Origin of the sequence: Rhodococcus sp. KRD175, assembly GCF_017168275.1 — a bacterium.
Taxonomy (GTDB): Bacteria; Actinomycetota; Actinomycetes; order Mycobacteriales; family Mycobacteriaceae; genus Rhodococcoides; species Rhodococcoides fascians.
In genome coordinates, this window is sequence record NZ_JABFAQ010000007.1 from 400,265 (window position 1) to 411,963 (window position 11,699).

Here is an 11,699-nt window from a genome sequence, read left to right on the forward strand (position 1 = left end):
CTACTCACTGCTGTAGTTGCGCAGCCAGGCGCACAGCCGAGTTGGTCTCCCCGTAGCCTTCGTACCCGCCTGCCCGCTGCACCACCTCGAAGAAGAGGTCGTCGCCCACGGTGCCGGTGAAGAAGTGGAAGAACTCGCCGCCTGCGGAGTCGGCGTCGTACAGGATGCCGAGCCGCTGCATCGCGTCGAGGGTGTCCGGACCGAGACCGAACCGTGCGTTCAGGTCGCGATAGTAGTTGGGCGAGATACGCAACGGCGTGAGACCGCGTTCGGTCATCGCCTCGGCCGCGGCGTAGATGTCCTCGCATCCGAACGCCACATGTCCGACGCCTCCGCGGCGGGCGGCGGGCAGGGGGTCGGCATCGGACGGGCGACCGGGAACCATGTTGAGCGACAGGCGAATGGTGCCGTTCGTGGTCGTCAGGGTGAGGGCCTGGCTTCGCACCAGTCCGATCGCGTCCACGACGTCCTGACCGTCCCGGGGCACCATGCCGAACACCGAGCGGAGCAACAGCATCACGCCGTCCCAGCTTTCCGCCGGGACCGCGAGGGCGATGTGGTCCACGTGCGAGACCAAGGGCTTCACCTGCGGCACAGGCACTCTGGGAGCGAGGTCGAATGCGGACTGCCAGGCACCGGCGCTGTCTCGGGTGCGTAGGTCGAGCGAGGTTGCACCGGTGACGGCAAGCCGCACCACCGCGTCGTTCGCGTCGGCCACGCCCGGCATGGTGACCGTCGCGGCGGGGACACCCAGAGCGCGGGCTCTGGTCAACCACAGATCGGGCCGTTCGCTGCGGACCCCGATCTGGGCCAGAGCGGGCAGGTGGGCGGGGACGCCCGGTGCGGTCCACAGGGTATCGACGGTCGTGTCGACCGCGACGGCGAGTGGGCCCTGGGTGAACAGCGACAGTCCGTGTTCGCTGTGCGCGGCGGTGAGGTCGAAGCCGAGGTGACGCAAGGTGGTGCCCAACTGGGCGGCCTTGGCAGGGCCCGCGGCGATACGTAGGGACACGATGTTCTCGATCGGGCCGGGCGGAGGCGGGGAGAACAGATCGGGATTCGGCACGACGGTGTCGACGCTGCGGACCTGCTCCTGCAGGTGGAGCAGCGAACGGTGCGCGTCCGACGCCGTTCGGCCGGTGTCGGAATGTCGGAAGACGTCGTTGAAGATTTCGAGCGACCACGGGCCCGTGTAGCCCGAGGCCACGACGTCGGCTCCGAAGGTTGCCAGATCGAAGTTCCCCTGACCGGGGAAGCATCGGTGATGGCGACTCCACTGCAGGACGTCCATCACCAGGTGCGGGGCGTCGGCCAGTTGCAAGAAAAAGATCTTCTCGCCGGGTATCTCGCGGATGCCGGATGGGTCGTCGCCGCGGGAGAGGATGTGAAAGCTGTCGAGACAGGTCCCGAGCGCTGGGTGGTCGACCTGCCGGACGATGTTCCAGGCATGACGGTAGGTGTCGACGTGGCTACCCCAGGCGAGCGCTTCGTAGGCCAGCCGCAGTCCGCGGCGATGTGCACGCTCGGCGAGAGTTGCCATCTGTTCGATCAACATGTCGTCCTCGCGCACTGCGCCGGCCAACGGTGACGAGCAGACCAGCAGCAGGTCGCATCCCAGCTGTTCCATCACGTCGAATTTGCGTTCGGCGCGAACGAGGTTGCGCGCGAACTGGTCCGGGTCGTCGGAGTCGGCGTCACGGAAGGGTTGGTAGAGATCGACGGTCAGTCCCAGGTCTGCAGCCTTCTTCGCAATGTCTGCAGGCAGGTCCGGTGAGCTGATCAGATCCGGCTCGAACACCTCGAACCCGTCGAACCCGGCTTCGGCGATGGCGCGCATCTTCTCGTCGAGAGACCCACTGAGCGAGACAGTGGACACCGACGTGGCAATGGCCGTCATGCGGAGGCCCCGGCAGCAGCGACGCGATCTTCGCTGTCGATGAGGGTGCCCATGTGCGCGATCATCCGATCTGCGTTCGCAATTCGGCCGGTGAATATCTCGAAGGCGTCCGCTGCCTGGAATACGGCCATGCCGGTGCCGCTCAGGGTTCGGCACCCCGCTCGCGCTGCCTGCATGAGCAATTCGGTCTCGGCCGGCCTGTACACGACCTCCGAAACCCACATCTGCGGACGCAGAAATTCCTGCGGCACAGCAGATCCCGGGTGCTCGAGCATTCCGACCGGCGTTGCGTGCACCAACCCCGACGCTGTGCTCAGCACGTCGCCGAGCCGATCGAGGCCGGTCGAGCAGATCTCGGACTCGGGGAACAGCGAGGCCAGCGAGTCTCGAAGTTGCTGCGCCCGAGAACGATCGGCATCGACGAGTGTCAGCTTGACGGCTCCCCGGCGTGCCATTGCGTACGCGACGGCCGCACCTGCTCCCCCGGCTCCGAGTTGCACCACATCACTCAGATCGGCTCCCGGTAAGCCACGTCCGAAATTTCGGTCGAACCCGGACCAGTCGGTGTTGTGACCGATCGCGCGCCCGTCGGAGAACACAACGGTGTTGACGGCACCCAGACGCGCGGCATCCTCCGAGAGATCGTCGAGGCAGTGAAGAACCCGTTGCTTGCACGGGTGGGTGATGTTGAGGCCGCGAAATCCGAGGTCGGCTGCCGTGGCCACCAGCCGCGGTAGGTCGTCCACGGTCAGCCCGCGCCGATCGAGATCGATGATCCGATAGAGGTAGGTCAGACCGTGCTCGGCACCCTCTCGCTCGTGCATCGCGGGCGTGAGCGATTTGCCGATACCCGTCCCGATCAGCCCGCAGAGCAGGGATTCCGGCATGTCGATCTCCTCGAGCTTTAATGTACTAATTGGTGAGTTAGCTCGACGGTACTACGGTGACGGCACGCACACACCCTTTCTCCGCAATTCGCGGCGATAGAGTCGACCCATGGCTCCGCGTACAACCGACACCTCCGACGACAGCGGACCGGCCGTCAAACGTCGGCGCAACAGCGATCTGACCCGACACAACATCCTCGAGGTAGCCACGGAGGAGTTTGCGGACAAGGGCTTCGCCGGCGCGCGCATCGACGAGATCGCCGAGCGAACACACACGACCAAGCGGATGCTGTACTACTACTTCACCGACAAGGAAGGCCTGTACAAGGCCGTTCTGGAGCGGTCCTACCTCCGCATCCGCGAGCGCGAACGAGCCGTGGACGTCGAAGGACTCGGTCCGGTCGAGGCGATCCGCGCCATCGCATCGCTCACGTTCGACCATCACGAGCAGAACCCGGACTTCATCCGGCTGGTATCGACCGAGAACATTCTGCGCGGCGAACATATCGGCACTTCCGAGGCACTGAACAATCTCGGCAATCCGGCCGCCGAGCTGTTGGCCGACATTCTTGCGCGCGGGCAGGCCGACGGGCTCTTTCGAACCGATGTCGACGCGTTGGACATCCATATGGCGATCAGCAGCTTCTGCGTGTTCCGGCTGTCCAACCGATACACGTTCGAGGCACTGTTCGGGCGCGACCTCACCGACCCGGCGCACCGCACACGACTGCGGGCCATGCTCGGCGACATGATCATCGCGTTCCTCACCTCCACCGACGCCTGACACCGAGATCGAGCGACCCGCATCGCATCGGGGGTTGACACGTGGCATGGATCACGTTCAATATCTAAGAGCGCCCGGAGTTAACTATTTCGTACATTAGCGGCCGATCGGGTCGTGGATGTCGAACTGTGCGCCCGGCTTCCCGTCACACGAAAAGAGACGACACCGATGGATCCCCTCACGTCCGGTCACCCGCCCCTGCGCCCCGGAGCCAACCCGCGTAAAGCCGCAACCGCGGCCTGGGTGGGCAGCGCCCTCGAGTACTACGACTTCTTCATCTACGGCACCGCCGCTGCGCTGGTCTTCGGCCGCGTGTTCTTTCCCGGCTCCAACCCCGCCACCGGAACGTTGTTGGCCCTGGCGACTTTCGGGGTCGGCTACCTGGCCCGCCCACTGGGCGCATTGGTGCTCGGTCACATCGGTGACCGTTACGGCCGCAAGAAGGTCATGGTTGCCACCGTCCTGCTGATGGGAGTCGCCACTCTCGGAGTCGGCGTCCTTCCCTCGTACGAATCCATCGGCCTCGCGGCCCCGATAATCCTGGTCGTGCTGCGCCTGGCCCAGGGCTTCTCTGCGGGCGGTGAGCAGGCGGGCGCCAACTCCATGACCCTCGAGCACGCACCCGACCACCGACGGGCGTTCTTCACCAGCTTCACCCTCAGCGGCACCCAGGGCGGTCAGATCCTTGCCACCGCAGTCTTTCTCCCGGTCGCCATGCTCCCCGAGGACCAGTTGCTCAGCTGGGGCTGGCGAATCCCGTTCTTCCTCAGCGCATTCGTCGTTGTCGCCGCATTCCTGATCCGACGCTCGCTCGACGAGACCCCCGTCTTCGAGGAAGAGGTGGCGTCCGCCGAGCCGCAGCGTCTCCCGCTGACCGAACTGCTGTCCGAGCACTGGCCCGCCGTTCTTCGAGTCATGTTTGCCGCCGTGATCGCCTCGGTCAGTACGATATTCACCGTCTATGCGCTGTCGTACGCAGTCAACACAGTCGGCTTGGAACGAACTCCGATGCTGTGGGTCGGCGTACTCGCCAACGTCGTCGCGCTGTTCGCACTCCCGTTCTTCGGGTCGCTGTCCGATCGCATCGGTCGCAAGCCGGTGTTCCTGTTCGGATCGATCGGTTGCGCAATCCTCATGTTCGGATACCTCTGGTCCATCTCGGTCGGAAACTACGCGCTCATCTTCGTCTTCGGCATCGTCATGTTCGGTTTCGTCCACAGCGCGACGGGCGGTGTCTGGCCCTCGTTCTACGGCGAGATGTTCCCGGCTCGGGTACGTCTGACCGGAACTGCGCTGGGTACCCAGATCGGTTTCGCCATAGCAGGATTCGCGCCCACCATTGCCGGTGCCATCGCCGGGGCCGAGATCGGTGCGTGGTTGCCGGTCGCCATCGTCACCGCCGTGTTCTGCGCCGTCAACGTTGCGATCGTGTCCACGTCCAAGGAGACCTATCGCACGCCCACCGACGAGCTCGGACGATCCACTCGAACGACTCGGCGCGAGTCGGTCGCTCGTACGACGTCGAACTGACCCGCGATGATCGACGGACTGCGACCGGATCGCAGCGGTGAATGGCGTGTGTACGCCGTGCGCTATGCGAGCCGAACTTCCCTGCGCAGCAAGCACTTCCACTATGCGGACGAGCGCGGTCACGAGCCGCACCCCACCGCGTACTACGTGTGGCTCGCGCTGTCGGACACCGAGACCGTCCTCGTCGACGCCGGTCTCGCACCGGCGACGGCGTCACGGATGAAGGGACTGGACTACGTCGGCTCCCCCGTGGACCTCATCGGAGAGCTGGGAATCTCCCCCGGTGACATCGACGTATGTGTGCTGACCCATCTGCACTACGACCACACCGGAGTCGTCGCAGATCTGCCGTCGGCCCGCTACATCGTCCAGCAGAAAGAGCTCGACTACTGGAACGGTCCGTGGGCGACCCGCGTCGGGCAGGAACGCTGGTTGCACTCGCGGTCCGACATCGACCACGTCACGGGAAGTCCGCGTCTCGACATCGTCGACGGCGACCGCGAACTGGCACCGGGACTCTCGGTGCATGCGGTGGGCGGACATACCGCGGGCATGCAGGTAGTCAGCGTGCACACCGAGCGCGGGACCCTGGTGCTGGCGTCGGATGCGAGTCACTTCTACGAGAACATCGAATCCGACAGTCCCTTCGCGATTCTGCACTGCCTGCCGGACATGTTCGGCGCGTTCGACCGGATCAAGGAACTCGCCGACAGCCCCGAGCATGTCGTGCCGGGCCACGACCCGTTGGTGGCGCAGCGGTGTGTTGCGGTCGACCCGGACCTGCACCCGCACATCTCGGTCCTCGGCTGACAACCTCCCTGAAACAGAACGAGCCCCGATCATCGCGTTCGATGATCGGGGCTCGTTCTGTGTCGTGCCGGAGCTGGTCAGGCCGACTTGTCGCGTCGCTCCGGGCGTTCGGGCTTGCGCGGAACGATGGTCGGCAGGACGTTGTCGTTGACCGTCTCTGCCGTGACCACGACCTTCTCCACGTCGTCCCGGCTCGGGATGTCGTACATCACCGGAAGCAGCACTTCTTCCATGATCGCGCGCAACCCACGAGCACCGGTGCCACGCAGGATCGCCTGATCGGCAATTGCCTCGAGTGCCTCGGACGTGAACTCGAGCTCGACGCCGTCCATGTCGAAGAGTCGACGGTACTGCTTGACCAACGCGTTCTTCGGTTCGGACAGGATGGTGACCAGTGATTCCTTGTCCAGGTTGGTCACCGACGCGATCATCGGGAGACGACCGATGAACTCGGGGATCAAACCGAACTTGATCAGATCCTCGGGCATCACCTCGGCGAAGTGATCCTGCGTGTCGATCTCGGCCTTGGAACGCACCTCGGCTCCGAAGCCGAGACCACGCTTGCCGACGCGATCGGACACGATCTTCTCCAGACCGGCGAAAGCACCGGCGACGATGAAGAGCACGTTGGTGGTGTCGATCTGGATGAACTCCTGGTGCGGATGCTTACGTCCGCCCTGCGGCGGGACGCTGGCCTGGGTACCTTCCAGGATCTTCAGCAGTGCCTGCTGCACGCCCTCACCGGAGACATCGCGCGTGATCGACGGGTTCTCGCTCTTGCGAGCGATCTTGTCGACCTCGTCGATGTAGATGATGCCGGTCTCGGCCCGCTTCACGTCGTAGTCCGCGGCCTGGATGAGCTTGAGCAGGATGTTCTCGACATCCTCACCCACGTACCCGGCTTCGGTCAGTGCGGTGGCGTCGGCGATCGCGAACGGCACGTTGAGCATCTTGGCGAGGGTCTGGGCCAGATACGTCTTGCCGCACCCGGTGGGACCGAGCATCAAGATGTTCGATTTGGCCAGCTCGACGGATTCGCCGCGCACATCGCGCGCCTTGTCGCCGGCCTGAATGCGCTTGTAGTGGTTGTAGACAGCGACGGCCAACGTGCGCTTCGCAGCGTCCTGGCCGATCACGTAGTTCTCGAGAAAGTCCTTGATCTCGGAAGGCTTGGGCAGGTCGTCGAGCTTGACTTCGCTCGATTCGGCCAACTCCTCCTCGATGATCTCGTTGCACAGGTCGATGCACTCGTCGCAGATGTACACCCCTGGTCCTGCAATGAGCTTCTTGACCTGCTTTTGGCTCTTGCCGCAGAACGAGCACTTCAGCAGATCGCCACCGTCACCGATGCGTGCCATTCGGAGGTTCCTACTTCCTTGTCCGCGTACGACCCGGCCGACCGCATACGCGGAAGGACGGGCTACTTCTCGATCGATGGCATGCCGAGTTCGAGATGCTTCGACCGAGTTCTTGGATGCGACGCTACCCGTGTTCGCCGAACATGGGCGGGTTGTTTCCGGTGATTCGCCGCCCGTTTTCACCAATCACGGCATTCGGGGCGTGAATCGAGACAGCCGGGCCGAGTTGTCCACTCGTGCCCGGCGTCCGATCGTCTGCCGGACCGCGAGGCGATCCGACCGGTGGTACTTGCGTGCTACTTCTGAGCCGAGAGCTTGCGGTACTCGAACACGGTGTCGATGATGCCGTAGTCCTTGGCCTGCTCGGCGGTGAGAATCTTGTCGCGATCGGTGTCCTTGCGGATCACGTCGGGATCCTTGCCGGTGTGGCGGCCGAGGGTGGTCTCCATGAGTCGACGCATACGTTCGATCTCGGCGGCCTGGATCTCGAGGTCCGAGACCTGGCCCTGGATGCCGCCGCTCGAGGGCTGGTGGATCAGCACTCGTGCGTTCGGCAGAGCCGCGCGCTTGCCGGGGGTGCCGGCTGCGAGCAGTACCGCGGCAGCCGAAGCCGCCTGGCCGAGGCACACTGTCGCCACGTCGGCGCGGACGTACTGCATCGTGTCGTAGATGGCCATCAACGAGGTGAACGAGCCACCGGGCGAGTTGATGTACATCGTGATGTCACGGTCGGGGTCGAGGCCCTCGAGCACCAGCAGCTGTGCCATGACGTCGTTGGCAGACGCATCGTCGACCTGGACGCCGAGGAAGATGATGCGCTCCTCGAACAGCTTGTTGTACGGGTTCGACTCCTTGACGCCGTAGCTCGAGTGCTCGACGAAGGACGGAAGGATGTACCGCGAGGACGGCAACTGGTTGGGATCGAACAGGTTTGTCATCGTTTCTCCAAGATGTGAGTGATCGAGGGTCGCCGGTAGCGGCCGAATTACTCGCCGACTCCGCCGGCCTGCCGCGCGCGGCTGACGACGTGATCCACGAACCCGTATTCCTTGGCCGCCTGTGCCGTGAACCACCGGTCACGGTCGGAATCCTCGGTGATCTGCTCGACGGTCTGGCCGGTGTGCTGAGCGATGAGCTCGGCCATCTCACGCTTGGTGTGCGCGAACTGCTCGGCCATGATCGCGATGTCCGAAGCACTGCCGCCGATACCGGCCGAAGGCTGATGCATCATGATGCGCGCGTGCGGCAGGGCGTACCGCTTGCCCTTCGCACCGGCCGAGAGCAGGAACTGGCCCATCGAGGCAGCCAAGCCCATCCCGTAGGTGGCGATATCGCACTCGGCGAATTCCATGGTGTCGAAGATCGCCATACCTGCGGTGACCGAGCCACCGGGCGAGTTGATGTACAGCGAGATGTCGCGGGTGGGGTCCTCGGCCGACAGGAGCAAGATCTGCGCGCACAACTTGTTGGCGATGTCGTCGTCGACCTGGGTACCGAGGAAAATGATGCGGTTTTGAAGCAGACGCTCGTACACGGAGTCGCTGAGATTCAGCCCTGCTGCGGCCGAAGTCATGACGGGACTCTGCTCGTGCGAAGCCGCCGGATTCTGAACAGTCACGGTACCTGCCTTTTCCATAACAAATCGTTGGTTCCTGACACAGACACTAACGAAAGACGGCGGCTCCGGAGTCCCGGAACCGCCGTCGTTCGCTGTGAGCGTTACTTCTCTTGTTCGCCCTCGGAAGAATCAGCTGCTTCGACCTCGTCGGGAGCATCGGCGGGGCTGCCGAACAGCTCGGCGGTGTCGACGCTGGCTCCGTTGGTGTCGGTCACGGTGACGCGCTCGACGACCGAGGCAAGCGCCTTGCCGCGCTTGACGTCGGCGAACACGGCACCGAGCTGGTTGGCCTGCTGCACCTGCTGGATGAACTGCTCGGGCGGCATGCCGTAGCGCTGGGCCTGGAAGATGATCCGCTCGGTCAGCTCGTCCTGGCCGACCTGAGTGTTCTCGGCCTCGGCGATGGCGTCGAGCAGGAGCTGGGTGCGCACCGACTTCTCAGCACCCTCCTTGACGTCCTTGTCGAACTCCTCACGGCTCGAACCCTGCGACTCGAGCAACTCGGCGAGCGCTTCCTCGTTGTGATCGAGGCCGTGGATGGCCTCGTGCACCTGGGAATCGACCTCGGCCTTGACGACGGCCTCGGGAGCCGGAATCTCGAGGGTCTCGAGCAGCGTCTCGAGCACCTTGTCGCGGATCTGACCGGCCTGCTCCACCTTCGCGACTCGCTCGACGCGCGTCTTCAGATCGGCGAGCAGCTCGTCGAACGTGTCGAACTCGCTGGCGAGCTGGGCGAACTCGTCGTCGGCCTCGGGCAGCTCGCGCTCCTTGACGGAGACGACCTTGACCGTGACGACGGCTTCCTTGCCCGCATACTCACCGGCAACGAGCGTGGAGGTGAACTCCTTCGACTCGCCGGCCGAGACGCCGATGATCGCGTCGTCGAGGCCCTCGATGAGCTGACCGGAGCCGACCTCGTGGGACAGTCCGCTGGCGGTGGCCTCTTCGACGTTCTCGCCGTCGACCGTGGCCGAGAGATCGATGGACACGAAGTCGCCGGACTGAACCGGGCGATCGACACCGGTGAGGGTTCCGAAACGCTGACGGAGCGACTGCAGCTGCTCGTCGACGGCTTCGTCCTTGATCTCGAGCGGATCGACGACGACGCTGATGGTCGAGTAATCCGGCAGCTCGATCTCGGGACGCACGTCGACCTCGGCGGTGAACGTGAGCTCGGTGCCGTCTTCGATCTTGGTGATCTCGATCTCGGGCTGGCCGATGACCTTGACCTTCTCGTTGGTCACGGCCTCGGAGTAGCGAGAGGGAAGAGCGTCGTTGACGACCTGCTCGAGTACTGCACCACGGCCGACTCGCGCCTCGAGCAACTTGGCCGGAGCCTTGCCGGGACGGAATCCGGGGAGACGGATCTGCTGAGCCAAAGCCTTGTACGCGCGGTCGAAATCAGGCTTGAGCTCCTCGAAGGGCACCTCAACGTTGATACGGACTCGCGTCGGGCTCAGCTGCTCGACGGTGCTCTTCACGGGACATGCTCCTTTGTGGTGATTCTTGCTTGCTGGCAGTTCTGGCTTGCTGTCTTCCGCTCGCCACGAGCACGGTGAGCCGTGCCCGCGGCTCTCATTTGTCGGGGTGACAGGAATTGAACCTGCGACCCTCCGCTCCCAAAGCGGATGCGCTACCAAGCTGCGCCACACCCCGTCGTACGGACACCATTGAACAGCAACCGATAGTAGCCCCTCATGGGCGCCCCACCCATGACGTTCCGTGAGACCGGGCTCGACGGGCCGGTTTGGAATCCGGCAACCACTTTGGGTACAGTCTTGAAACGCAGGCGACGGAACTGGCGATCCCACGACTGTTGTTTGCACGCCGATGTAGCTCAATGGTAGAGCCCCTGTCTTCCAAACAGGCTACGCGAGTTCGATTCTCGTCATCGGCTCCATCGAAAGCCCCGCACTTCACGAGTGCGGGGCTTTTTCGTGTCCGCGTATCGTCGACAGTGTTCGAGTGAATCGGACGAACTGGACATGTATCGCCGATGGAAGGCTCAGAAGTGGAAATCGTCCTGATCGTCATCGTCGTGGCCGTAGTGGCACTGCTGGTGCTTCGCAGCAAGAAGAAGTCCGCCGCAGCCGCGGCCACCGCACTGGCCGATGCCAAGGCCGACGCCCGCCAGTCGATCGAACGGCTCGGCGGCCAGGTCTACAACCTCGTCGGCTCCGACACCGCATCCAAGCAGGCCCTCGCCGACGCATCCGAGCGCAATATCGCAGCAGGCTCGCAGATCGACCAGGCGACAACCGTCGAGCAGGCGAGGCTGGCCAAGCAGACCGCGTTGGAAGGGCTCTATTACATTCGCGCAGCGCGCCTGGCGATGGGCATGGACCCGGGCCCCGAGGTGCAGGGCATCGACGGCCAACAGCAGGCAGGCCGTGTCACCGAGGAACGCAAGGTCGACTTCGAGGGACGAGAGATCGCGGCCTCACCGGACCCGTCGGACCGGACCCCGAACTACTACCCCGGCGGACGAGTAGCGGGCCGACCCGTCCCCGCAGGCTGGTACTCCGAACCGTGGTGGCGTCCGGCCTTGGTCGCCGGCGCATGGGGAATGGGCTCGATGTTCCTGTTCTCGGCGATGTTCTCCGGCATGGCCGGGGTTCCGGACGAGACCGCAGCGGGTGGCGACCTGGGTGCGGACGGTTCCGACGGGGGTGCTGGCGACAATTACGACGGTGGCGACGCCGGAGCAGGTAACGACGGCGGTGACGGCGGCGGCTTCTTCGACAGCGGAGACGGCGGTGGCTTCTTCGACGGCGGCGGAGGCGGAGGGGATTTCGGCGGGTTCTAGCTCGCCGGC

Annotated in this window: 10 protein-coding genes and 2 tRNA genes; 5 read left to right on the top strand and 7 right to left on the bottom strand. The window is 64.3% G+C overall.

Features of this window, described 5'->3' with window-relative positions; translation table 11 throughout:
• Positions 1-4: 4 nt before the first annotated feature.
• Positions 5-1,897, bottom strand: a complete 1,893-nt coding sequence (locus J1M81_RS14105) for a sugar phosphate isomerase/epimerase and 4-hydroxyphenylpyruvate domain-containing protein (RefSeq protein WP_032399918.1) — start codon at positions 1,895-1,897, stop codon at positions 5-7.
• Positions 1,894-2,784, bottom strand: a complete 891-nt coding sequence (locus J1M81_RS14110; RefSeq protein WP_032399917.1) for a shikimate dehydrogenase — start codon at positions 2,782-2,784, stop codon at positions 1,894-1,896. Before J1M81_RS14110 ends, J1M81_RS14105 begins: the two co-directional genes overlap by 4 nt.
• Before the next feature lie 109 nt (positions 2,785-2,893).
• Between J1M81_RS14110 and J1M81_RS14115 the strand changes: the two genes are divergently transcribed.
• From J1M81_RS14115 to J1M81_RS14125, 3 genes are all read left to right on the top strand, one after another.
• On the top strand, positions 2,894-3,568 hold the full coding sequence (locus J1M81_RS14115; RefSeq protein WP_032399916.1) for a TetR/AcrR family transcriptional regulator: 675 nt from the start codon (positions 2,894-2,896) through the stop codon (positions 3,566-3,568).
• Between the two features lie 168 nt (positions 3,569-3,736).
• Positions 3,737-5,098 (top strand): MFS transporter, encoded by a 1,362-nt coding sequence (locus J1M81_RS14120; RefSeq protein WP_032374578.1) that lies wholly within the window; start codon positions 3,737-3,739, stop codon positions 5,096-5,098.
• A gap of 6 nt (positions 5,099-5,104) precedes the next feature.
• Positions 5,105-5,908 (top strand): N-acyl homoserine lactonase family protein, encoded by an 804-nt coding sequence (locus J1M81_RS14125; RefSeq protein WP_052061414.1) that lies wholly within the window; start codon positions 5,105-5,107, stop codon positions 5,906-5,908.
• Between the two features lie 77 nt (positions 5,909-5,985).
• Here the strand turns inward: J1M81_RS14125 and clpX are convergent, their stop codons facing one another.
• The 5 genes from clpX to J1M81_RS14150 all read right to left on the bottom strand — a co-directional run bounded on the left by clpX (position 5,986) and on the right by J1M81_RS14150 (position 10,540).
• Positions 5,986-7,266 (bottom strand): ATP-dependent Clp protease ATP-binding subunit ClpX, encoded by a 1,281-nt coding sequence (clpX, locus tag J1M81_RS14130; protein ID WP_027497577.1) that lies wholly within the window; start codon positions 7,264-7,266, stop codon positions 5,986-5,988.
• 296 nt (positions 7,267-7,562) lie between these two features.
• Positions 7,563-8,204 carry an ATP-dependent Clp protease proteolytic subunit gene (locus J1M81_RS14135; protein ID WP_008715342.1) on the bottom strand — a complete coding sequence of 214 codons (642 nt, stop codon included), beginning with the start codon at positions 8,202-8,204 and terminating at the stop codon, positions 7,563-7,565.
• 47 nt (positions 8,205-8,251) lie between these two features.
• Positions 8,252-8,902, bottom strand: coding sequence for an ATP-dependent Clp protease proteolytic subunit (locus J1M81_RS14140; RefSeq protein WP_072692168.1), 651 nt, complete (start codon positions 8,900-8,902; stop codon positions 8,252-8,254).
• Positions 8,903-8,985: 83 nt separating this feature from the next.
• Positions 8,986-10,365 (bottom strand): trigger factor, encoded by a 1,380-nt coding sequence (gene tig, locus J1M81_RS14145; RefSeq protein ID WP_032368208.1) that lies wholly within the window; start codon positions 10,363-10,365, stop codon positions 8,986-8,988.
• Between the two features lie 101 nt (positions 10,366-10,466).
• Positions 10,467-10,540: transfer RNA gene (locus J1M81_RS14150), tRNA-Pro, on the bottom strand.
• A gap of 170 nt (positions 10,541-10,710) precedes the next feature.
• Between J1M81_RS14150 and J1M81_RS14155 the strand changes: the two genes are divergently transcribed.
• Positions 10,711-10,784 (top strand) — tRNA-Gly (locus J1M81_RS14155).
• Positions 10,785-10,895: 111 nt separating this feature from the next.
• Positions 10,896-11,690, top strand: a complete 795-nt coding sequence (locus J1M81_RS14160) for a hypothetical protein (RefSeq protein ID WP_032400027.1) — start codon at positions 10,896-10,898, stop codon at positions 11,688-11,690.
• Positions 11,691-11,699 lie beyond the last annotated feature (9 nt).

What these genes read in the sequence shown, in the direction of transcription:
- J1M81_RS14105 (WP_032399918.1), bottom strand. Translation starts at nt 1,897, where the DNA reads ATGACGGCCATTGCCACGTCGGTGTCCACTGTCTCGCTCAGTGGGTCT.
- J1M81_RS14110 (WP_032399917.1), bottom strand. Translation starts at nt 2,784, where the DNA reads ATGCCGGAATCCCTGCTCTGCGGGCTGATCGGGACGGGTATCGGCAAA.
- J1M81_RS14115 (WP_032399916.1), top strand. Translation starts at nt 2,894, where the DNA reads ATGGCTCCGCGTACAACCGACACCTCCGACGACAGCGGACCGGCCGTC.
- J1M81_RS14120 (WP_032374578.1), top strand. Translation starts at nt 3,737, where the DNA reads ATGGATCCCCTCACGTCCGGTCACCCGCCCCTGCGCCCCGGAGCCAAC.
- J1M81_RS14125 (WP_052061414.1), top strand. Translation starts at nt 5,105, where the DNA reads ATGATCGACGGACTGCGACCGGATCGCAGCGGTGAATGGCGTGTGTAC.
- clpX (WP_027497577.1), bottom strand. Translation starts at nt 7,266, where the DNA reads ATGGCACGCATCGGTGACGGTGGCGATCTGCTGAAGTGCTCGTTCTGC.
- J1M81_RS14135 (WP_008715342.1), bottom strand. Translation starts at nt 8,204, where the DNA reads ATGACAAACCTGTTCGATCCCAACCAGTTGCCGTCCTCGCGGTACATC.
- J1M81_RS14140 (WP_072692168.1), bottom strand. Translation starts at nt 8,902, where the DNA reads ATGGAAAAGGCAGGTACCGTGACTGTTCAGAATCCGGCGGCTTCGCAC.